At 65.4% G+C, this 22495-nt stretch carries 16 protein-coding genes; 6 read left to right on the top strand and 10 right to left on the bottom strand.

Going from position 1 to position 22495, the window contains the following annotated elements; genetic code table 11:
• Window positions 1–132: 132 nt before the first annotated feature.
• The 4 genes from V7E26_RS07610 to V7E26_RS07595 are packed head-to-tail and all read right to left on the bottom strand — an operon-like array spanning window position 133 to window position 4319.
• The gene (locus V7E26_RS07610) at window positions 133–1338 is read right to left on the bottom strand and encodes an ABC transporter substrate-binding protein (protein WP_324414827.1); all 1206 of its coding nucleotides are present in this window, start codon (window positions 1336–1338) and stop codon (window positions 133–135) included.
• A 22-nt stretch (window positions 1339–1360) separates the two neighbouring features.
• Entirely contained in the window at window positions 1361–1945 is a 585-nt protein-coding gene (locus V7E26_RS07605) for an amino acid synthesis family protein (RefSeq protein ID WP_324414826.1), read from the bottom strand.
• Window positions 1946–1965: 20 nt separating this feature from the next.
• Window positions 1966–2874 carry a UPF0280 family protein gene (locus V7E26_RS07600; protein ID WP_324414825.1) on the bottom strand — a complete coding sequence of 303 codons (909 nt, stop codon included), beginning with the start codon at window positions 2872–2874 and terminating at the stop codon, window positions 1966–1968.
• Window positions 2871–4319 carry a 6-hydroxynicotinate reductase gene (locus tag V7E26_RS07595; protein ID WP_324414824.1) on the bottom strand — a complete coding sequence of 483 codons (1449 nt, stop codon included), beginning with the start codon at window positions 4317–4319 and terminating at the stop codon, window positions 2871–2873. The genes V7E26_RS07600 and V7E26_RS07595 overlap by 4 nt, the downstream gene beginning before the upstream one ends.
• Window positions 4320–4608: 289 nt before the next feature.
• On the opposite strand from V7E26_RS07595, the gene V7E26_RS07590 reads away from it, so the two are divergent.
• Genes V7E26_RS07590 through V7E26_RS07570 form a run of 5 tightly spaced genes read left to right on the top strand, consistent with a single transcriptional unit; the run spans window position 4609 to window position 12124 of the window.
• Window positions 4609–5091 (top strand): (2Fe-2S)-binding protein, encoded by a 483-nt coding sequence (locus tag V7E26_RS07590; protein ID WP_324414823.1) that lies wholly within the window; start codon window positions 4609–4611, stop codon window positions 5089–5091.
• Window positions 5091–8636 (top strand): molybdopterin cofactor-binding domain-containing protein, encoded by a 3546-nt coding sequence (locus V7E26_RS07585; RefSeq protein WP_324414822.1) that lies wholly within the window; start codon window positions 5091–5093, stop codon window positions 8634–8636. The genes V7E26_RS07590 and V7E26_RS07585 overlap by 1 nt, the downstream gene beginning before the upstream one ends.
• Window positions 8637–8696: 60 nt before the next feature.
• On the top strand, window positions 8697–10001 hold the full coding sequence (gene pncB / locus V7E26_RS07580) for a nicotinate phosphoribosyltransferase (RefSeq protein ID WP_324414821.1): 1305 nt from the start codon (window positions 8697–8699) through the stop codon (window positions 9999–10001).
• Window positions 10002–10042: 41 nt separating this feature from the next.
• Window positions 10043–11338 carry an O-acetylhomoserine aminocarboxypropyltransferase gene (locus tag V7E26_RS07575; protein ID WP_324414820.1) on the top strand — a complete coding sequence of 432 codons (1296 nt, stop codon included), beginning with the start codon at window positions 10043–10045 and terminating at the stop codon, window positions 11336–11338.
• Between the two features lie 3 nt (window positions 11339–11341).
• Window positions 11342–12124: an alpha/beta fold hydrolase gene (locus tag V7E26_RS07570; RefSeq protein WP_324414819.1), complete on the top strand. Its 783-nt coding sequence runs from the start codon at window positions 11342–11344 to the stop codon at window positions 12122–12124.
• Here V7E26_RS07570 and V7E26_RS07565 read toward each other — a convergent pair whose 3' ends face one another.
• The 5 genes from V7E26_RS07565 to V7E26_RS07545 all read right to left on the bottom strand — a co-directional run bounded on the left by V7E26_RS07565 (window position 12125) and on the right by V7E26_RS07545 (window position 17042).
• On the bottom strand, window positions 12125–13147 hold the full coding sequence (locus tag V7E26_RS07565; RefSeq protein ID WP_324414818.1) for a S1C family serine protease: 1023 nt from the start codon (window positions 13145–13147) through the stop codon (window positions 12125–12127).
• Window positions 13148–13230: 83 nt separating this feature from the next.
• Window positions 13231–13680, bottom strand: coding sequence for a hypothetical protein (locus tag V7E26_RS07560; protein WP_324414817.1), 450 nt, complete (start codon window positions 13678–13680; stop codon window positions 13231–13233).
• 7 nt (window positions 13681–13687) lie between these two features.
• Complete coding sequence (locus V7E26_RS07555) at window positions 13688–15292, bottom strand: GMC family oxidoreductase (RefSeq protein WP_324414816.1); 1605 nt, start codon at window positions 15290–15292, stop codon at window positions 13688–13690.
• 119 nt (window positions 15293–15411) lie between these two features.
• Window positions 15412–15699, bottom strand: a complete 288-nt coding sequence (locus V7E26_RS07550) for a GIY-YIG nuclease family protein (RefSeq protein WP_324414857.1) — start codon at window positions 15697–15699, stop codon at window positions 15412–15414.
• A 116-nt stretch (window positions 15700–15815) separates the two neighbouring features.
• Window positions 15816–17042: a cytochrome P450 gene (locus tag V7E26_RS07545; RefSeq protein WP_324414815.1), complete on the bottom strand. Its 1227-nt coding sequence runs from the start codon at window positions 17040–17042 to the stop codon at window positions 15816–15818.
• Between the two features lie 177 nt (window positions 17043–17219).
• Between V7E26_RS07545 and V7E26_RS07540 the strand changes: the two genes are divergently transcribed.
• Complete coding sequence (locus tag V7E26_RS07540) at window positions 17220–18830, top strand: flavin-containing monooxygenase (RefSeq protein ID WP_324414814.1); 1611 nt, start codon at window positions 17220–17222, stop codon at window positions 18828–18830.
• 213 nt (window positions 18831–19043) lie between these two features.
• Here the strand turns inward: V7E26_RS07540 and V7E26_RS07535 are convergent, their stop codons facing one another.
• The gene (locus V7E26_RS07535; RefSeq protein WP_324414813.1) at window positions 19044–22376 is read right to left on the bottom strand and encodes a carboxyl transferase domain-containing protein; all 3333 of its coding nucleotides are present in this window, start codon (window positions 22374–22376) and stop codon (window positions 19044–19046) included.
• Between the last annotated feature and the right edge of the window lie 119 nt (window positions 22377–22495).

Here is a 22495-nt window from a genome sequence, read left to right as displayed (position 1 = left end):
GATCCGGGTGAGGGGGTACAGGTCTATCGATAGTGCACAACGCGCGGAGAGAGCCCCTCACCCCGACCCTCTAAGAGCGAGCTTCGCTCGTCTCGACCCCGCAAGAACGGGGAGAGGGAGAGGACGAGTGCCTCAATCCTTCGGCCGGAGCTTTTCGACTTCGGCATCACCAGGCAGATAATCCGAACCCTTGCGATAGACCGAGTTCACCATCACACCCTTGCCGTCCTTCAGCGCGGTCTTGCCGACATAGGCGCCGAGCGTCGACTGGTGATCGATCTTGCGGAAGGTGATCTCGCCGAACGGCGACGGCATCGAGAGGCCTTCGGCCGCGGCGATCAGCTTCTCCGGATCGGTGGAGTTGGCCTTGGCCAGGATCGCAGCGGCCGCCTTGATGGTCTGGTAGCCGACGATCGAGCCGAGGCGCGGATAGTCATTATACTTGGCCTGATACGCCTTCAGGAACTTGTCGTGGTCCGGCGTCTTGATGTCGTACCAGGGATAGCCGGTGACGATCCAGCCTTCTGGCGTCTCGTCCTTCAGGGGATCGAGATATTCCGGCTCGCCGGTGAGGAACGACACCACGGCGCGGTTCTTGAACAGGCCGCGGGTATTGCCCTCGCGCACGAGCTTGACGAGATCGGCGCCGAAGGTGACGTTGAGGATCGCCTCGGGATTGGCGGCGGCAACCGCCTGCACCACCGGGCCAGCGTCGATCTTGCCCTGCGGCGGCCACTGCTCGTCGACCCACTGAATGTCGGGCCGCTTCTCCGACATCAGCTTCTTGAACACTGAAACCGCCGACTGGCCGTACTCGTAGTTCGGCGCAATCGTCGCCCAGCGCTTGGCCGGCAGCTTGGCGGCCTCCTCCACCAGCATCGCCGCCTGCATGTAGTTGGAAGGACGCAGGCGGAAGGTGTAGCGGTTGCCCTTCGACCAGGTGATGGCGTCGGTCAGCGGCTCCGCCGCCAGGAAGAACACTTTCTTCTGGTTGGCGAAGTCGGATACGGCGAGCCCGATATTGGACAGGAACGTGCCGGTCAGCATCGCGACGTTCTCGCTCGACACCAGTTCGTTCGCGGCGGTCTGCGCGTCCGCCGGCTTGCCGCCGTCGTCCTTGGAGATGACGACGAGCTTCTTGCCGTTGATGCCTCCAGCCGCGTTGATCTCCTCGACCGCGAGCTGCCAGCCCTTGCGGTAGGGCTCGGTGAAAGCGGGCAGCAGCGAATAGCTGTTGATCTCGCCGATCTTGATCTCGCCGCCCTGCGCCATGGCATTGCCCGCCATGCCGGCCACTACGATCGCCAGCCCCGCACCCAGTAAGTGTCTCCGTCGCATCCCTACCTCCAACTATTGTGAACTATCTCAAACCGTCTTCGCCTTTGACTTCCGAAACCGTCAAACCGCCAACGCGCGGCAACGGCCTGCCGCTGTCGGTGACGGCGACCGCGACCATGATCTCGTTGGCGCGCGGCGCGTCATTGATCTGCACTTCCATGCCGTCGAAATGGCTGCGCACGAAGGCCGCGTCCTTGTGGCCGAGCGGAATGTCCAGCGTCGTCCCCGGGCCGCTGCGCTTCTTCGACGACGGAATCAATGCCGCGCCCTTGCCCAGGACCTTGCGCACCGGCGCGCCCATCTTCGGGTGCAGGATCGCAGCCGCATGCTCGAGTTCACCGTTTTCGCCGACGGCCGCGGCCTTGCCGTAGCTGTGCGCCCTGGCGCCCTCGATGCCGAGCGCAGCGACCGCCCTCTTCGAGAGGAGATCGCCGAGTTCCTCGCCGATTTCGATCAGGGGCGAGAGATCTTCGACGTAGCGGCCGGCAAACGGATTTTCGATCACGGCAATCGCCGCCGCCCGCCGGGTCGGCGGCGCAACCTTCTGTCCCATCTCGAGATGGGTTTCCTCGACCACCGTGACGATCTTGCGAATGATCGCGCCCATGTTACTCGCCTCGCTTCCGATCAGACATGCGCTGTTCTTTCTATCGCGGTTCCGCGAAACGCCGGCAACACCCCTGCCCCGATCCCTGTTGATCCCACCAGCGCCGTCTCGCCTAGTAGACGCAAGGCCGCACCTTCGATCAATCCTGCCGCAAGCAATTGCTGTGCCCGGATCACCCCTGTCCTCAAGGCGTCGTCGATCTCGCCTTCACCGAGCACGCCGACGTCCTGGGTGACAAGGCGCGCGCCGAGGTCACTGTCGGGCTGCAGTTCGTTGGCCGGGCAGCGGACGATGGCGGGATGGCCAGGCAGGTCGACCGCATTGGCAATGATGGTGGCAGCGGCGTCGGCCTGCGAAGCCGTTCGCGCCAGCACGGTGACGGCGTCGGCGATCCCGAGCGAAAAGCTGCGGCCGTGCCGTCCGCTGGTCGCGATGCCGCGCGCCGGATCGTCGGTTTCGATGCTGATGGTTTGCATCACACCAAGATGGTCCGGCCGGTCCATCAGGCCGATGGTGAACTGCTCGCCGCGCGACAGATGCAGCGCGATGTCGCCGCCATTGTTGACGTAGGCCCGATCGAGCCGCGCTACGCCCAGCATCGCGCCAAGAATTTCTTCCGCGACGCTTCCCGCCACGGCCGCCATCGGCGTAATGAAGTGCTCGGCCGCAAACGGCGTCACGGCCGCATGCATGCGCCGCGCGACGACGCCGTTCAGCGCATTTCGCAAGGGATCAGCGACCTTCCGAAGTTCGATCAACTCGTTGCAGAGTTCATCGAGCAGGCCGGAGAAGCGCCGCGCCGCGGCCTGGTACGCGGCGCGCACGTCCCCCTCGCTTCCCTTCGCCTCGATGACCAGATCGATCGGGCCATCCTGCAAATGCAGCCGCTTGCCGTCGGGAAGGAGCGCCATTTGCGGGAACCGTTTCATGCGCGGCGTCCGGGCATATGGGGCATCGGGCGGAATTCGCTGTTTTCGCGCAACGACGCCAGCGGGCGGACATGATCCATATGGCCGCCGAGCGCGGCATAATCAGACAGCTTCAGCGTGAACTCGATCGGCGCCACCAGCGCCGGCGTCGGCACGTAACCGAACGCGCCGGCCGGCATCTGCGTGACGTCGACCATGAAGGTGATGCCGCCGCCGGGCCAGACATAAACAGGCGCGCCGCCGCTGGTCACCCGCGTCAGCGCGTCTTTCACCGAGCGCGTCAGCCGCACCGGATTGTCGGTGACGCCGGCACGCAGCGATCCGCCGGCGCCGCCCATGAACAGCACCGTGCACAGCGCCGGCTCGCAATTTTCCTGGATGCGCTCGACCGAGAACTGGAGATCAGGCGGCATCGGCCTCTCGACCGGCCGCAGCGCATCGTCGAGTTCATAATAGGCGGCGTGCTCGCCGGTGGTCGAAACCATCAGCATGGTCAGGCCGGGCCGCGCCTCCCTGGCGTTGAACGGTCCCAGCACCGACAGCGGGTCGGAAATATTGGTACCGCCCCACCCCGTGCCGGGATCGGCGACCTGGAAATAGCGGCCCGGCGTCGAGCGCCGGCCCTTCATCTTGATCCCGGTATCGGGAATATCGAGCAGCTTGCCGGCCTGATGTTCCGAGAGCACGCCGGTGATGTGGTCGTCCACGACCACGACCTCGTCGACCTTGCCGTGCCATTGCTTGGCGAACATGCCGATCGTCGCCGAGCCGCAGCCCACCCGCATGCGCTCTTCCGCGACACCATTGACAACAGGCGGACGGCCGGCCTGCACCACCACCGTGGCGCCGCCATCGATGGTGAGTTCCACGGCCTTGCAATTGGAGAGGTCCATCAGCGCGTCGCAGGTGACGCGCCCCTCTTTCTTGGATCCTCCGGTCAGATGATGCACACCGCCAAGCGACAGCATCTGCGAGCCGTATTCGCTGGTCGTTACATGCCCAATCGCCTCGCCTTCCGCACGCACCGTCCCCGTCTCCGGGCCGAGATAGCGGTCGGTGTCGATCTTCACCTTGACGCCGCAATAGCTGAAAATGCCTTCGGTCACGACCGTGACCATGTCAACGCCATCGACCTCCGACGACACGATGAAGGGCGCGGGCTTGTAGTCGGGATAGGTGGTGCCGGCGCCGATCGCGGTGACGAACACGCTGGGTTCATGGACGAGCTTGCCGTCCCAGTCGCCGCCGGCCTGGAACGGCACCAGCCGTCCGCCATGCGATACCGTCCGCTCCAGCACGATATGCGGATCGACGCGCACCAGTTCGCCATTGTGATTGGCATAGCGATCGCACGCGCCCGCCGCGCCCGGCTTGATGTAGCACATCACCGGACAGGCATCGCAGCGGATCTTGTCGCCACCGGCGGCGGCCGTCGTATCGGTCATGAACAAGCCTGCGATCGAGAAGTCGCCGATCGTATCCCCGCCTCCCCGCGGGTCCGACCATTTGTTCGTATACGAATGATGTTGCGCGCGGACGGAAATCCTGTCAAGCGGCCCGGCGGGCGAAAATCCCGGCTTGCCGCATAATACCTCATTTGCCTCGCCGCTTGTCTACAAAGCGGGCAACGCACTGCAGCGAGACGCCGCGGCTTGCACGTTTGTACACAAACGGTATCCTCCGCGAAGTGTGCAGCGCAGGATTTTTGCAGCGCAACGAGGACTCGCTGATAGCATGACGCAAAGCACGATGCGCCTGATCGTCAACGGCAAGACTCATGACGTCGAGGCCGCACCCGATACCGCATTGCTCTATGTGCTGCGTAACGACCTCGCGCTGAACGGACCGAAATACGGTTGCGGGCTCGGCGAATGCGGCGCCTGCGCCGTGCTGATCGACAATGTCGCCGCGCGCTCCTGCGTGATCCCGATCGAAGGCTGTGTTGGCCGCGACATCGTGACGCTCGAAGGCCTCGGCACGCGCGGGCATCCCGATCCCGTGCAGCAGGCCTTCATTCACGAGCAAGCCGCGCAATGCGGCTATTGCCTGAACGGAATGATCATCACGACGAAGGCGCTGTTGCTGCGCTCCCCTCACCCGTCGGAGGATGAGGTGCTGGAAGCGTTGCGACATCATCTCTGCCGTTGCGGCGCCCATGTCGAGATCATGCGCGCAGCGATGCGTGCTGCCGGCCATGTCGTTGAGGCGCAGGCGTGATGGCTGCGCCTCCCGCGTCCGAGCGTCTGCAAGGCACGCTATCAGTCGTTCGCGCCGCCTCGCCGGTAGAGGCCGTCAGGTTCGAGACCTTCATCAAGATCACCGCTGACGGATCTGTCACAGCCTATAACGGCCACGTCGATCTCGGCACCGGCATCCGCACCGCGCTCGCCCAGATCGTCGCCGAGGAACTCGACGTGTCCTTTGCGCGCGTCGTGGTCGTGCTGGGCGATACCGCGGTCGTTCCCAACCAGGGCGCGACGATCGCGAGCGAGACGATCCAGATCACCGCGGTGCCGCTGCGCAAGGCCGCGGCGCAGGCGCGGCATTTCCTTGTCGCACGCGCAGCCGATCGAATGGAGCTTCCGGTCGAACAGCTCGTCATCGAAGACGGCCTGATCCGCGGCAAGGACAATCGCAGCGTCAGCTATGGCGAGCTGATAGCAGGCGAAACCATCCAGCTTGAACTGGCGGACGATGTTCCGGTGAAGTCCGTCGATGCCTACAGCATCGTCGGGCGGTCGGTGCCGCGTGTCGACCTGCCCGCAAAGGCCACGGGCGAACTGGTCTACGTGCACGACGTGCGTATTCCCGGCATGCTGCACGGCCGTGTCGTCCGCCCGCCCTATGCCGGCGTCGATGTCGGCGACTTCATCGGCAACAGCCTGATCGCCGTCGACGAGAGCTCGGTTAGCGATATTCCCGGGCTCGTTGCCGTCGTAAGGCACGGCGACTTCGTCGGCGTCATCGCCGAGCGCGAGGAGAACGCGATCAAGGCCGCCGCGCAGCTCAGGGTGAGCTGGAAACCGACGCCGACACTGCCCGACCTCAAGGATATCGAGACTGCGCTGCGTGCCAATCCGTCGACGCCGCGCAAGCTGATCGACAAGGGCGACGTCGATGCGGCGATTGCCGGCGCGGCCAGGCCAATGCCGCGCACCTACATCTGGCCCTACCAGATGCATGCTTCGATCGGCCCATCCTGCGCGGTTGCGGACTATCAGGAGGATCTGACGCGGGTCTGGTCCGGCACCCAAAATCCGCATCATCTGCGCACCGATCTGGCACGGCTGATCCACCGCCGCGAGGCCGAGATCGAGGTTATCAGGCTGGAAGCCGCCGGCTGCTACGGCCGCAATTGCGCCGATGACGTTTCCGCCGACGCGGTCCTGCTGTCGCGCGCTGTCGGTCGTCCCGTGCGCGTGCAGTTGACGCGCGAGCAGGAGCACGCGTGGGAGCCCAAGGGTACCGCGCAGTTGATGGACGTCAACGGCGGCCTGAACGCCGACGGCAGTGTCGCCGGTTATGATTTCGCGACGCGCTATCCATCCAACGGAGCGCCGACGCTGGCGCTGCTGCTCACCGGCGCCGTCCCGCACACGCCGGCCATCTTCGAGATGGGCGATCGCACCGCAATCCCGCCCTACGATTACGAGAATCTGCGCGTGGTGGCGAACGACATGCCGCCGATCGTGCGCGCGTCGTGGCTGCGCGGCGTCTCGGCGCTGCCGAACACCTTTGCGCATGAATCCTGGATCGATGAATGCGCATCTGAAGCCGGCGTCGATCCGATCGAGTATCGCCTGCGTTATCTGAAGGATTCGCGCGCCGTCGACCTCGTCAATGCCGTCGCCGAGCGCGCCGGCTGGAAGCCGCGGCCGGTTCGCGAGGACAGGCACGCCGAAGGTGACATCGTACGCGGACGCGGCTTTGCCTACGCGCTCTATGTGCACAGCAAGTTTCCCGGCTATGGCGCGGCATGGTCGGCATGGATCGCCGACGTCGCCGTCAACAAGGCGACCGGCGATGTCAGCGTCACGCGCGTGGTGGCGGGGCAGGATTCCGGCCTGATGATCAATCCGGATGGCGTCCGCCACCAGATCCACGGCAATGTCATCCAGTCGACCAGCCGCGCGCTGATGGAGGAGGTGTCGTTCGACCGCACCTCCGTGACCGCGCGGGAATGGGGCGCCTACCCCATCATCAAGTTCCCCGACGTCCCGGAAATCGACGTGCTGATGCTGCCGCGGCAGGATCAGCCGCCGCTCGGCGTCGGCGAGTCCGCATCCGTGCCAAGTGCAGCAGCGATCGCCAACGCGATCTATGATGCTACCGGCGTACGCTTCCGCGAACTGCCGTTCACGCCGGAACGAATTTTGCGGGGCTTGCGCGGCGAGGAGCAGACAGCGCCAGCGGCATTGCCGCCCCCCTCCCAACCCGTATCTCGCGCATGGCCAAATCCGTTCGCCATCCGTGGCAATATGTTTGCAACCGCCGCAGCACTGTGCGCCGCCGCCATCGGCATCGGCGCCGCCACGCTGCCATGGCGCGCGATCGCGCCGATCGCGCGGCCGGATGCCTCGGTCTATTCGGCTGCCACCATCGCCCGCGGCCAGCAGCTCGCGGCGCTCGGCGATTGTGCGGTGTGCCACACCTCGGCGGACGGCACCCTCAATGCCGGCGGCCGTCCGCTGCAAACGCCGTTCGGCACCATTTATTCGACCAACATCACGCCCGATGTCGAGACCGGGATCGGCGCGTGGTCCTATCCCGCCTTCGAGCGCGCCATGCGCCAGGGCATCCACCGCGATGGGCGGCATCTCTATCCCGCGTTCCCCTACCCCCATTTCGCCAGGACGACCGACGCCGACATGCAGGCGCTCTATGCCTACCTGATGGCGCAGCCCGCCGTGCGCGCGGAGACGCCGCCGAATGCGCTGGCATTCCCGTTCAACCAGCGTCCATTGATGGCGGGCTGGAACGCGCTGTTCCACAAGTCGGACACCTTCCAGCCTGACCCGGCGAAATCCGAGACATGGAATCGCGGCGCCTATCTGGTCGAGGGCCTCGGTCACTGCGGCGCCTGCCATTCACCGCGCAACGCGCTCGGCGCGGAGATCGCCGATGCTCACCTCGCCGGCGGGTTTGCCGAGGGCTGGGAAGCGCCGGCACTGACCTCGCTGTCGCAGGCGCCGATCCCGTGGAGTGAGGACGAACTTTACGCCTATCTGCGAACCGGCGAGTCGCGCTTCCACGGCGTCGCCGCCGGGCCAATGGCGCCCGTGGTGAAGGAGCTAGCCGCGCTGCCGGATTCCGACATCCGCGCCATGGCGGTCTATCTCGCTTCGTTCAATCCGACCTCGATGGATCGAGCCGCGCGGGAGGCGCTCGCCGCACGGCTGGAATCCGCGACTGGCACGCGCGCAGCGGCCGCCTCGAGCGTCGGCGCCCGGATCTACCAGGGGGCCTGCGCGGTGTGCCACGAGGTCGGCGGCGCGCCGCTGTTCGGCAGCCGGCCGTCGCTGGCGCTGAACAGCAATCTGCACAGCACGGCACCCGACAATCTGATCCAGGTCGTGCTGCACGGCATCGCCAGGCCGGCGGTGACCGACCTCGGCTACATGCCGGCCTTCCGGGACAGCCTGGCCGACGGCCAGGTCGCGGAACTGGTCGGCTATCTCCGGCAGCAATTTGCCCCCGACAAGCCTGCCTGGAAGGATATTCCCGCCGCGGTCAGCCGCATCCGGCGGGAACAGGCGCGCTGAGCTGCCATGCCCAGCCAAATCCCCCTAGTTGGGCGGCCCCCGGCACGCTAGAGTTCCGCCATGGCAGTTACCGATATTGCATCCCGAACCTATAATCACGGCTGGCGGCTCGACCCGATCGTGCGCAGCCTGCTCGATACGGATTTCTACAAGCTGCTGATGCAGCAGATGATCCGGGATCTCTACCCGACCCAGCGCGTCACCTTCTCCGTCATCAACCGCTCAAGGCACGTCCGCCTCGCCGAAATCATCGACGAGGGCGAACTGCGCGCGCAGCTCGACCATGCGCGGACCATTCGCTTCAGCAAGAAGGAGCTGATCTGGCTCGCCGGCAATACCTTCTACGGCAAGACCCAGATGTTCTCGCCGGACTTCATCCACTGGCTGGCGAACTTCCGCCTGCCCGAATACGAGCTCAACAAGGTCGACGGCCAGTATGAGCTGCACTTCCACGGTCCCTGGACCCACACCACGATGTGGGAGATCCCGGCGCTCGCGATCGTGAACGAGCTGCGCTCGCGCCAGGCGACCAAGGGCCAGGGCCGCTTCGTGCTCGACGTGCTCTATGCGCGCGCCAAGGCCAAGCTGTGGTCCAAGGTCGAGCGGCTGCGCAAGCTGGAAGGCCTGCGGCTGTCCGATTTCGGCACCCGCCGCCGTCATGGCCATCTGTGGCAGCGCTGGTGCGTCGAGGCGGTCAAGGAGGGCCTCGGCCCCTCCTTCACCGGCACCTCCAACGTGCTGCTCGCGATGGACAATGATCTCGAAGCGATCGGCACCAACGCGCATGAATTGCCGATGGTCGCCGCCGCGCTCGCCAATTCCGACGAGGAGCTGCGCTGGGCGCCGTACCGCATCCTCGATCAATGGCGCCACACCTACGGCGGCAACCTGCTGATCGCCCTGCCCGACGCCTTCGGCACCAAGGCGTTCCTGCGCGACGCGCCGGACTGGGTCGCCGACTGGACCGGCTTTCGCCCCGACAGCGCGCCGCCGATCACGGCGGGCGAGGAGATCATCAAGTGGTGGAAGCAGAAGGGCCGCGATCCCAAGGAAAAACTGCTGGTGTTCTCCGACGGCATGGATGTCGACTCGATCGAGGAGACCTACCGTCACTTCTCCGGGCGCGTCCGCATCTCCTTCGGCTGGGGCACCAACCTCACCAATGATTTCGTCGGCTGCGCGCCTGACGGTTCCGCCGACCTCGATCCGATCTCGCTGGTCTGCAAGGTAACGTCGGTCGATGGACGGCCGGCGGTCAAGCTGTCGGATAATCCCGAGAAGGCGACCGGCAGCCCGTCCGAGGTCGAACGCTATCTGCGCGTGTTCGGGGATGCCGGCCGGGTCCGCACCCCCGTGCACGTCTGAGCCATCGAATTCCTTCCACAACTTGACCTGACGAGTCCCGCATGCCCGCACCCAAGCCGCCTGCCTTCGAAACGCTGAGCCTGCATGCCGGCCAGCGCCCGGATCCCGCAACCGGCGCCCGCGCGGTTCCGATCTACCAGACCACCTCCTACGTCTTTCAGGATTCCGATCACGCCGCGGCGCTGTTCAATTTGGAGCGCGCCGGCCACATCTACACCCGCATCTCCAACCCGACGACCGCCGTGCTCGAGGAGCGGCTGGCGGCGCTCGAAGCCGGCGTCGGCGCGATCTGCACGGCGAGCGGCATGGCCGCGCTGCATCTCGCCATCGCGACCATCCTCAATGCCGGCGACCACATCGTCGCCTCCGCCTCGCTCTACGGCGGCACCATCAACCTGCTGGCGCACACCCTGCCGCGCTTCGGCATCACGACGACCTTCGTCAAGCCGCGCGCGCTCGACGAATTCCGCACCGCGATCAGGCCGAACACGCGGCTCGTGATCGGCGAGACCATCGGCAATCCCGGGCTTGAGGTCCTCGACATTCCCGCCGTTGCCCGGATCGCGCATGACGCGAAGATCCCGCTCCTGATCGACAACACCTTTGCGACGCCGTTCCTCAGCCGGCCGATCGAGTTCGGCGCCGATCTCGTGATGAACTCGGCGACCAAATGGATCGGCGGCCATGGCATTGCGATCGGCGGCGTCATCGTCGATGGCGGCCGGTTCGACTGGCACGCCTCGGGCAAATTCCCGCAGCTTACCGAGCCCTATGCCGGCTATCACGGCATCGTCTTCGACGAGCAGTTCGGCCAGGCCGCCTTCATCATGCGCGCCCGCACCGAAGGTCTGCGCGACTTCGGCGCCTGCCTCTCGCCCACCAATGCGTTCCAGCTGCTGCAGGGCGTCGAGACGCTGGGCGTGCGCATGGAGCGCCACATGAGCAACACGATCGCGGTGCTGGAAGCGCTGACGGCGAACAAGGCGGTCGGCTGGGTGCTGCATCCGGCGCTGGAAAATCATCCCGACCATGTGCTCGCGAAACGGCTGCTGCCGCGCGGTGCCGGATCGATCGTCTCTTTCGGCATCAAGGGCGGCCGCGCGGCTGGCAAGAAATTCATCGAGTCGCTTCGGATGATCAGCCACCTCGCCAATGTCGGCGACGCCAAGACGCTGGTGATCCACCCCGCCAGCACCACGCATCAGCAGATGGATGCCGATCAGCTCAAGGCCGCAGGGATCGGCGAGGAGCTGGTGCGGCTGTCGGTCGGCATCGAAACCGTCTCCGACATCATCGACGATCTCGGCCAGGCGCTCCGCGCATCGCAGAAGGTTTGATCCATGCAGCTTTCCGTCAACGGCGTTGATACCTTCGTTGCCACCGGCGGCCGGCCATTCGATCCGTCGCTGCCCGCGGTCGTGATGCTGCATGGCGCCGGCTTCGATCATTCGACCTGGGCGCTGCACAGCCGCTGGTTCGCCCATCACGGCCATTCCGTGCTGGCGCCCGACCTGCCGGGACACGGCCGCTCCGGAGGCAAGCCGCTGCCGACCATTGCCGACATGGCGGACTGGACCGCCGCGCTGCTCGACGCCGCGCGCGCGCCGAAAGCGAAGCTGGTCGGGCATTCGATGGGATCGCTGATCGCGCTGGAGACTTCCGCGCGGCATCCCGACAGGGTCTCCGGCCTCAGCCTGATCGGTACCGCCGCGACGATGACGGTCGGCCCCGATCTGCTCAAGGCCGCCGAAGCCAACAGCATCGACGCCATCGACATGGTCTCGATCTGGGGCCTCGGCTTCAAGGCCGAACTCGGCGGCAGTCTCGCGCCGGGACTGTGGATGCATCAGGGCGCGCAGCGGGTGCTGCAGCAGATGCGACCGGGCGTGCTCTACAACGATCTCAACGCCTGCAACAGCTATCGGAATGCGCTCGCGGCCGCAGCGCAGGTAAGAGTGCCCGCGACCTTCATCCTCGGCGAGCGCGACATGATGACACCAGCGAAGGCCGGCAGGACTCTGGCCGCGGCGACGCCGAATTCACGCACGATCATCGTGCCGGGCGCCGGCCACATGATCATGTCCGAAGCACCGGACGAGTTGCTGGCGGCGCTGCAACAATAGTCATTGCCGCCCCGCAGGCTTCCGCTCCACCGGATGGATGTCGATCCCGCGCAGCCTTCCCATCCGCAGCACGTCCATCGCCAGCGTGCGGCCGATGCGGTCGCGGTCGAGGGCGCGGATCAGGTCGTCGACGCCGTTGATGTCGACGCCGTCGAGCCTGATCACGACATCGCCCGGCAACAGGCCGGCCTTCGCGGCCGGGCTATCCGGCTCGATCTGCGCCAGCAGCGCGCCCATCGTGTTGTCGACGCCGGCGACCACCGCGTGGCGTCGCGGGATCGGCGCGGTCTGGCCGGCGACGCCGATATGGGCGCGGCGGACATAGCCGTGGCGGATGATTTCCGACAGCACGAACTGCGCGGTGTTGCTGGCGACCGCAAAGCAGATGCCCTGCGCGCCGCTGATGATCGCGGTGTTGATGCCGATCACCTCCGCCGCCGACGACACCAGCGGCCCGCCGGAATTGCCGGGATTGAGCGCGGCATCGGTCTGGATCACGTCCTCGATGGTGCGTCCGCTCACCGAGCGGATCGAGCGGCCGAGCGCCGACACCACGCCGGCGGTGACAGTCGATTCGAAGCCGAGCGGATTACCGATCGCGACCACGAGCTGGCCGCGGCGCAGGCTCTTGGAATTGCCGAGCGAGGCATAGCGCAGATCGCGCGCGCCATCGGCCCGCAGCAGCGCCAGATCGGTGTCGGGATCGACGCCGAGCACATGCGCGTCGGTGATAAAGCCCTCGGTGTCGCGGAGCCTTATCTCCTTCGCTGAGCCGACCACATGGCTGTTGGTCAGCACGAGACCGTCCGGCGAGATCACGATGCCCGAGCCAAGCCCGCCGCGCTCGCGCGCGCTCCGCACTTTCGGCCCGGTTTCAACGCGCACGACAGCAGGGCCGACGCGCTCGGTCACGTCGATCACGGCATTGGAATAGGCATCGAGCAGGACCCGATCATCCGGGGCAGGCTCGACCGTTCGCGATGACAGGGCGTCATCGGCGATATCTGAGGTAAAATCCAGCATGGCGAGATTCCTTCGGCTTCCTCAGATGGTGGCCGGAAACCGCCTGCGCAAGGTGGCAACGCATCCGGCGCAGGGCTGGCTTGCTACGGCGCCCGCCTGAGATGGCCGCCGCGCCCCTTGACGGGATCGAGCAGCGACCAGTCGCCCTGCTCCAGCGTGTAGCCTTTCGGGAACGGCGCGCGCAGCTCGAGCCCGAGCGAGCGCAGCACGCGGTCGTCGCGGTAGTAGCATTGCAGGACGACGCGGACGAGCGTTGCGGCGGGAGCACCGCCGTTGGCGCGGAATTCCTTCTCCACCCTCTCGCGGCCGGCGGCGTCGAGTTCCGCCAGCGGCTTGCCGGCGAGACGCGCGAGATGATCCAGCGCGGCGCGCACCAGCATGGTATCTCGCCCCATCGTCGCCAGCATGTCGGCCTGGATCATGGGGTCGTCGGCGCCGGGCACCTTGTATTCATCGCTGGCGGGGACGATCATCGCGGCGACGGAGCGGAGATCGTTGCGTTGGGCTGAAGTCAGTTCATTGCTTGCGGACATGACGGTCTCAGTCGAAGAGGTTGGCAAGGCGTTGCTTCATCTGGTCGGCGATGTAGAGCGCGAGCGCCTGGATGGTCGAGGTCGGGTTGACGCCGCCGGAGGTGACGAACACGCTGCCGTCGACGATGAAGAGGTTCTTCACATCGTGCGAGCGGCCCCATTCGTTGACCACGGAGCGCGCCGGATCGGTGCCCATCCGCGCGGTGCCGAGCAGGTGCCAGCCGCCCCAGGGTATCGGGTCGTTGATGCAGATGTCGGTCGCGCCGGCGGCTTCGAGAATCTCACGGCCGCGCGCCAGCCCGTGGTCCATCATCTTTCGGCTGTTTGCGCTGATCGTGTAGTCGATCTTCGGTGCGGGAATGCCGTGGCTGTCCTTCAGCACGGGATCCAGCGTGACGCGGTTGTGCTCCTCGGGCAGATCCTCGCAGATCGCCGACACTGCGAGGCGATGGCCGTTCAGCCTGCGGAACACACGGTGATGATCCTCGCCCCACGGCAGGATGCCCTTCTGTTCGCTGGCGACGGCTTCGAACACCGGGCCGGCGCCGCGGCCGAACTGGATGCCGTAGCCGCGGACGAAGCCGCGCGACAGGTCGGTGTCGTAGAACTCCTTGCTCCAGAGGCAGGTCGGCGGCGCGCGGTTACTATCCGTCGGCTCCTTCACGAAGCCGTAGATCTGCGCATAGGGATGAAACATCAGGTTCTTGCCGACCAGGCCGGATGAATTGGCGAGCCCGTTCGGGAAACGGCTGGAGACCGAGTTCAGCAACAGCCGCGGCGTGCCGACGCCGTTGCAGGCGACGATCACGACTTCCGCCGGCTGGAATTGCTCGACGCCATCCTGATCGTAATAGACGACGCCAGACGCCATGCCGTGTTCGTTGGTCAGGATCTCGCGCACCCGGCAGTGGGTCCTGACCTCGACGCCGGCGCGGATCGCCTGCGGCCAGTAGGTGATATCGGTCGAGGCTTTTGCGCCCTGCGCGCAGGCCGGCGTGCAATGGCCGAGATTGATGCAGCGCGCCCTGCCCTCGTAATCCGTCGTCGCGACCGTGGTGTCTGACGGCCACCAGTGCCAGCCGAGCTTGTTCATGGCCTTGCCGATCAGCGGGCCGGAGAGTCCAAGCGGCTGCGCCGGCATCGGCGGCTTGGTCTGCGGCGACAGCGGGTCGCCCGACATGCCGGATACGCCCATGATCCGGTCGTTCTCCTCGAAGAACGGCGTCAGCGCATCGTATTCGATCGGCCAGTCGTCGGCGACGCCGTCGAGCGTCTTCACCTTGAAGTCGGAAGGATGCAGCCGCGGCCAGTGCGCGGTGTACATCACCGTCGAACCGCCGACGGCGTTGAAATTCACCACCTTGATCGGCGAGTTGTCGTCGTTGATCGGATAATCCTCGGGGCGGCCGCGGACATTCGGGCTGGTCGACCACTCGCCGTAAAACTTCGCCTCCCAGTCGCGCCCGGTGCTCGGATATTCCGACGGCTTCATCCAGCCGCCTTGGTCGAGGCAGACGATATGCATTTTGGTTTCGGCCAGGCTCCACGCCACCGCCGCGCCGGATGCACCGGCGCCGATGATCAGGACGTCAACGGGATCAAGTTTTTTCATTATTGGTCAGCTCTTTCGTTCGTCATTGCGAGCGCAGCGAAGCAATCCATGCCTCCACAAGCCGTGAGATGGATTGCTTCGCTTCGCTCGCAATGACGGGGATAGGGTTCGGGGTAAAATCACATCAATGACTCGTAGAGGTCATTCCACTCTGGATTCAGCGCTTCGATCAAGGCCAGCTTCTTGGCCCGGCTCCCCGCTTTGATCTGCTTCTCGCGTGTTATTGCTTCGATCATTGTTTCGTGCAGCTCGTACCACACCAGCATCTTGCATCCATACTTTCTTGAGAAGCCGCTAACCAATCCTTCTCGATGCTCGAAAGCGCGTTTCGGAAGATTGGATGTGACACCGGTGTATATCGTGCCGTGACGCCGGCTCGCTACAATGTAAACACAAGGTTGCTTCATCGGCGTGTCCCGGATCTCTCTACCGTCATTGCGAGGAGCGCAGCGACGAAGCAATCCATGCCTCTGCAAGCCGTGCAGGTGGATTGCTTCGCTGCGCTCGCAATGACGGAGATACATCAGCTAACAATCCTCACTGGAAGGGTACGAATACCGCGGATGAAATTCGAATAGAGCCGCTGTGGCGGGCTCGTGATCTCGAAGCGAAGGTCGCGGTTCAATATTTCCTCCCAGAGGATGCGGATTTGCTGTTCGGCAAGGCGGTCGCCGACACAGCGGTGGACGCCGGCGCCGAAGGCGAGATGCTGCCGGGGCTTGGCGCGGTCGATGACGAACTCATCGGCGCGGTCGATCTTGCTCTCGTCGCGGTTGCCGGAGATGTACCACATCACGACCTTGTCGCCTGCTGCGATGCGGCGGCCGGCGAGTTCGGTGTCATGGCGCGCGGTGCGGCGCATGTGCAGCACCGGCGTCTGGTAACGGATGATCTCGGAAACCAGGTTCGGGACCAGTTCGCGCCGCGCGCGGACCAGCTCGAACTGTTCGGGATTTTCGCAAAGCGCCATCAGCCCGCCGCTCATGGAATTGCGGGTGGTGTCGTTGCCGCCGACGATCAGAAGCCCGATGGTGCCGATGAATTCCCGGTTCTGCAGATTGCGCGTGGCGTCCGAATGCGCGAGCATCGAAATGAGGTCGAAGGTAGGACGCGCATCGACGCGCTCATTCCACAATTTGCGGAAATATTCGCCCATCTTCATCATCTCTTCGAAACGCTCGTCCTCCGAATGCACGACAGCATCGGGCGAATCGACATTGGCGATGGCGACATCGGACCACCAGGTCAGCTTCGCCCGATCCTCCCAGGGGAAATCGAACAGCGTCGCCAGCATCATGTTGGTGAGATCGGTCGAGACCCGCTCGACCCAGTCGAAGGTCTCGTTGCGCGGCAATGCGTCCAGCACGTCGCAGGTGCGCTTGCGGATCACGGATTCGAAATTGGCTAGGTTGGACGGCGCCACCATCGGCGCGACAGTTCGCCGCTGCGCGGTGTGGCCGGGCGGGTCCATGCGGATGAAGCTGACGCGCTCCTGCCCCTTGGGCTGGTCGGCCACCTGAATACCGCCGAGTTCGGAACTCGACGAGTAGGTCCCGTGGTCGAGTTCGACCGCAAAAATGTCGTCGTAGCGCGTCACCGACCAGTACGGGCCGAACGGCGAGGCCTCGCAATAATGCACGGGGTCGTCGCGGCGCAGTTGCTCGAACAGCGGCCGCCAGGTGTCGTCCTGATAAAGGTGGGGATCGCTGACGTCGATCGAAGCCAGCTCGCGCCGAGCCGCCTGGGCCATCGCTTCCCTCCCCTTGTGCCGTCGCCGCTTGCCGCGCGATCCGAGCCCTGACGATAGGGGCAGATGCGGCTGCGAGTAAAGCCGACAGGCCGGCGGCAAAGCTGCAACCCTGCCACGCGCCGATACGGGGTTTGTCCGCCGGCATCGGAGCGGATAGGCTCGACCCCAACCACGAACATGGAGGCGACGCCGATTCCGGACTTTGACGCCATTATCATCGGTGCGGGCCTGTCCGGCCTGTACCAACTGTATCGTTTGCGCGAACAGGGCCTGAAGGTGCGCGTGTTCGAAGCCGGCACCGACGTCGGCGGCACCTGGTACTGGAACCGCTATCCCGGCGCGCGCTTCGATTCCGAGAGTTATTCCTACGGCTATTCGTTCTCGAAGGAGCTGCTGCAGGAATGGGAGTGGTCCGAGCACTTTGCCGGCCAGCCGGAAACGCTGCGCTACATCAACTATGTCGCCGACAAGTTCGGCCTGCGCCGCGATATCCAGTTTCGCAGCCGCGTGACGACGGCGGTTTACGATGAGGACTCCAGAAGCTGGACCATCACGCTGGAGGACGGCAGCCGCGTCAATTCGCGTTTCCTGATCACCGCGATCGGACCGCTTTCGACGCCGACGCTGCCGAACATCGCCGGCCGCGACGATTTCAAGGGCGCGTCGTTTCACACCGCGCGCTGGCCGAAGGAGCCGGTGGATTTCGCGGGCAAGCGCGTCGCCGTGATCGGCACCGGCGCGACCGGCATCCAGACCATCCAGACCATCGCCGGCCAGGTCGGCCATCTCACGGTGTTTCAGCGCACGGCCAACTGGGCCGCGCCGCTGCATAACGGCAAGATCGACGCGGAGACGCAGGCGAAGATCAAGGCCGGCTATCCCGAGATGTTCGCGCGCTGCCGCGAGACCTTTGCCTGCTTCATTCATACCACCGACCCGCGCGGTGCGTTCGAGGTTTCCGACGAGGAGCGCGAGGCGAACTACGAACGGCTCTACGGCGAGCGCGGCTTCGGCATCTGGATCGGCAATTTCAACGACATCCTGATCGACCGCAAGGCGAACGCCACGATCTCCGACTTTGTCGCGCGCAAGATCCGTCAGCGCGTGAAGGATCAGACGGTCGCCGAGAAGCTGATCCCCAGGAATCACGGCTTCGGCACCCGGCGCCTGCCGCTCGAAACCCTCTATTACGAGGTCTACAACCAGGACAATGTCGAGCTGGTCGACATCAAGGAGACGCCGATCGAGCGGATCACGCCAAAGGGCATCAAGACCAGCGATCGGGAATACGAATTCGACATCATCATCTACGCGACCGGCTTTGATGCCATCACCGGCAGTTTCGACAAGATCGATTTTCGCGGGGTCGGCGGCACGCGGCTGAAGGACAAATGGAAACGCGGCCCGGAGACCTATCTCGGCATCATGGTACATGAATTTCCGAACATGCTGATGCTGATGGGCCCGCACACCGCGCTCGGCAACATTCCGCGCAGCATCGAATACAGCGTCGACTGGGTCACCGGGCTGATCGAGTTCGCGATCGAAAAGGGACTGACGCGGCTGGAGGCAACGCCGGACGGCGTGAAATCCTGGACCGACCACGTCAGGGAGCTTGGCGAGGGGATGCTGTCCAACGAGGTCGATTCCTGGATGACCGGCATCAATTCCAACGTCGAGGGCAAACAGACCCGCATCGTCGCCCGCTACAGCGGCAGCGCCCCCGCGTACCGCGCCAGATGCGACGATGTCGCGGCGAAGGGGTATGCGGAGTTGCGGCTGAGCTAGAGTCATCCGCAGCCGGCGACTGGAGATCGCGCCGCACACATTGCTGTCATCCTCCGCGCATGCGGAGGATCCAGTACGCCGCGGCCTCTCGGCTCAATCAATGGCGTCCCTGGAATACTGGGTCACCCGCCCCAGTGCGCAATTGCGCACAAGGCGGGTGACGACAACTGAGTCTGAATTTCGCAGTCTCACGATACATTTTACCCGAGGGTACTACCACGCATCGATGCACGGCCGCTTTCTCGTCGTGCGCGCCGGCGGCTTCGGCACCGAGCGGAGGCCCGACATGATCCAGTGCCGCGTGTCGGCCGGATCGATCACCTCGTCGATCTCGAGCACGGAGGCGATCGAGACCGCCTTGCCGTTGGCGTAGAGTTCGGCGACCTTGGCCTTATAGTAGTTCTCGCGCTCGACCGGGTCCTCGATCGCTTCCATCTCTTTCCGGAAGCCGAGGCGCACATAGCCTTCGAGGCCCATGCCGCCGAACTCGCCGGTCGGCCAGGCCACCGTGAAGAAGGAGGCATGGAAACCGCCGCCGATCATCGACTGCGCGCCGAGCCCGTAGCCCTTGCGCAGGACGATGCCGAACAGCGGCACGGTGAGGCTCGCGCCGGTCACGAACATCCGCGCGACGTGACGCACGATCGCGGTCCTTTCCGCCTCGGGGCCGACCATGAAGCCCGGCGTGTCGCACAGCGACACGATCGGAATGTCGAAGGCATCGCAGAGCTGCATGAAGCGCGCGGCCTTGTCGCCCGCGGGCGCGTCGATCGCGCCGCCGAGATGCTTTGGGTTGTTGGCGATCAGGCCGAACGGTTTGCCCTCGATGCGGATGAAGGCGGTGATCATGCCGACGCCGAAATCCCGGCGGATTTCCAGCACCGAGCCCTCATCGGCGAGGAGATCGATGACGTTGCGGATATCGTAGACCCGCAGGCGGTTTTCCGGGATCGCCCGCCGCAGCAGGCGCTGGTCCGGCGCCTTCCAGTCGGCAACCGCGCCCTGGAAATAGGACAGATATTTCTGCGCGACGACGGTCGCTTCGGCCTCGTCCTCGACCAGGATGTCGATCACGCCGTTCGGCGACTGGAACGACACCGGGCCGACTTCGGCCGGGTGATAGACGCCGAGGCCGCCGCCTTCGATCATCGCGGGGCCGCCCATGCCGATCGACGCATTTTTGGTGGCGATGATGACGTCGCAACAGCCGAGCATCGCGGCGTTGCCGGCGAAGCAGTAGCCTGACACGATGCCGATGACAGGCACGAGGCCGGAAAGCCTGGCGAACTGCACGAAGGACGGTCCGTCGAGGCCGGTCATGCCGAGCCGGTCGGTATCGCCGGGACGGCCGCCGCCGCCCTCGGCATAGAACACCAGCGGCAACCGCCATTGCTCGGTCAGGCTGAGCATGCGGTCGATCTTCTTGTGGTTCATGTGGCCCTGGGTTCCGGCCAGCACGGTGTAGTCGTAGGAGATCACCATGCAGCGGGCGGCATCCGCGCCGAACTTGTCCGCGTTTACGGTCGCGACACCGGAGATCAGCCCGTCGGCCGGGGTGTTGCGGATGAGGTCGTCGACCTTGCGGCGGCGGCGCTGGGCGGCGATGGCGAGCGAGCCATATTCGACGAAGGAGCCGTCATCGACGAGATGGGCAACGTTCTCGCGCGCCGTGCGCTGGTTGGTCTTGCGGCGGCGCTCCACCGAGGCGGGCCGGCTTTCATCCAGCGTGATGGCGTGGCGCTCGATCAGTTCGGCCAGATCGGCGCGGATGTGATCGAGGTCGACATCTTCCTCTTCAGTCACGTCATGGGCGTCGATCTCGGCCGGCTCGAGATAGAGGATCGCCTCGTCCTGCATCAGCGTCACGCCGGGGGCGGCTGCGATGTCGGTCACGCGGCCGCCATGCGGCGCCGTGACCAGATGCTCCATCTTCATGGACTCAAGGACGGCGATCTGCTGGCCGGGACGAACGAGGTCGCCTTCCCTGACGTCAACGGCAACGATCGTGCCTTGCAGCGGCGCCGGCACGGCTACCGAACCTGCCGGGCCGGTCGCCGATGCCGCAACCGCGGCCGCGAGCGTCTCGTCGTCGGCTGCACTGCCGGATTCGACCAGCGCCGTCTCTGCTTCCTCCTCCGCCGCGCGCATGGCTTCGCCGACGAGGCCGGCGGCGTGGCGATCGATGAAGCCGGTCGAGAGGCGGTTCTCGATGAAATCGGGATGCGCCAGGATCGCGGCGAGGAACGGCAGGTTGGTGGCGACGCCGCCGATGCGGAACTCGCGCAGCGTGCGCGAGGCCTTGTGCACGATATCGGTCCAGTTGCCGCCGGGCGAATGCACGATCACCTTGGCCAGCAGCGAGTCGAAGGCGGCGCTGGTGCGGTACCCCGAATAGCCGAACGTATCGACGCGGACGCCGGGGCCGGACGGCAGGTCGAACATCTCAAGCGTTCCGCCGGTCGGCCTGGTCGCGCCTGTCTCGTCCATCACCTCCATGTTGACGCGGAGCTGCATCGCAAAGCCGCGCGGCCGCGGGATGTAGCCCTGCGCGAGGCCGAGCGAGCCAAGCGTCGCGCCGGCGGCGACCGCAAGCTGCGACTGCACGAGGTCGACGCCGAGCACCTGCTCGGTGACGGTATGCTCGACCTGCAGGCGCGGATTGGCCTCGATGAAGGCAAAGGCCTTGTCGCTGGTGCGGGCGTCGTTATCGACCAGGAACTCGAAGGTGCCGAGATTGTCGTAGTCGGCGGCGGCGGCGAGTTCCTTGGCGGCTTCGATGATGCGGGCGCGCAACGCGTCGCTCAGGGACGGGCTCGGCGCGACCTCGATGAGCTTCTGGTTGCGGCGCTGGATGGTGCATTCGCGCTCCCAGAGATGGCTGATCGCGCCGTGATGGTCGCAGATGATCTGCACCTCGATGTGGCGGGCGTTGCGGATCAGCCGCTCGACATAGACGCCGTCGCTGCCGAAGGCGGCCATCGCCTCGGACTGGCAGCGCGCATAGGCCTCCTCCAGCCGCGAGGGATCGTCGACGATCCGCATGCCGCGGCCGCCGCCGCCGGCGATCGCCTTGATCATGATGGCGCCGCGCTCGCCCTGCGCTTCGAGGAAGGCCCTCGCCTCCTCCAGGCTGGTCGGGCCGCTGGTGCCCTCGATGACCGGGACACCGCACTCTTTTGCCAGCGCCTTGGCCTGCGCCTTGTCGCCGAACAGGTCGAGCGCTTCCGGCGAGGGCCCGACGAAGACGATGCTCTCCTCGATGCAGCGCCGGGCGAGCGCGGCGTTCTCGCTGAGGAAGCCGTAGCCGGGATGAATGGCGTCGCATCCGGTCGCCTTGGCCGCCGCAATCACCGCCTCGATATCGAGATAGGCCCGCGCGCCACGGCCGGGGATTTCGCAGGCCGCATCGGCGGCGCGGACATGCAGCGACTGGGCGTCGTCGGCGGAGTGAATCGCGACAGCGGCGAGCCCGGCGTCACCCGCCGCGCGGGCGATGCGGATGGCGATCTCGCCGCGGTTGGCAATCAGCAGTTTGTGGAAAGACATGGACGTTCCGTTGGCCCCTAGCGTTCACGGCCCGAATTCGCGAGCGAAAACCGCTGTCGATTCAGATTCTTGTTGGCGAACATGACAGCCTTGCAGGAATTCCGATGCAAGCGGAATTT

The sequence above is a fragment of the Bradyrhizobium sp. genome, from assembly GCF_036735945.1.
GTDB lineage: Bacteria > Pseudomonadota > Alphaproteobacteria > Rhizobiales > Xanthobacteraceae > Bradyrhizobium.
This window is presented reverse-complemented; position numbering and strand designations above follow the sequence as displayed.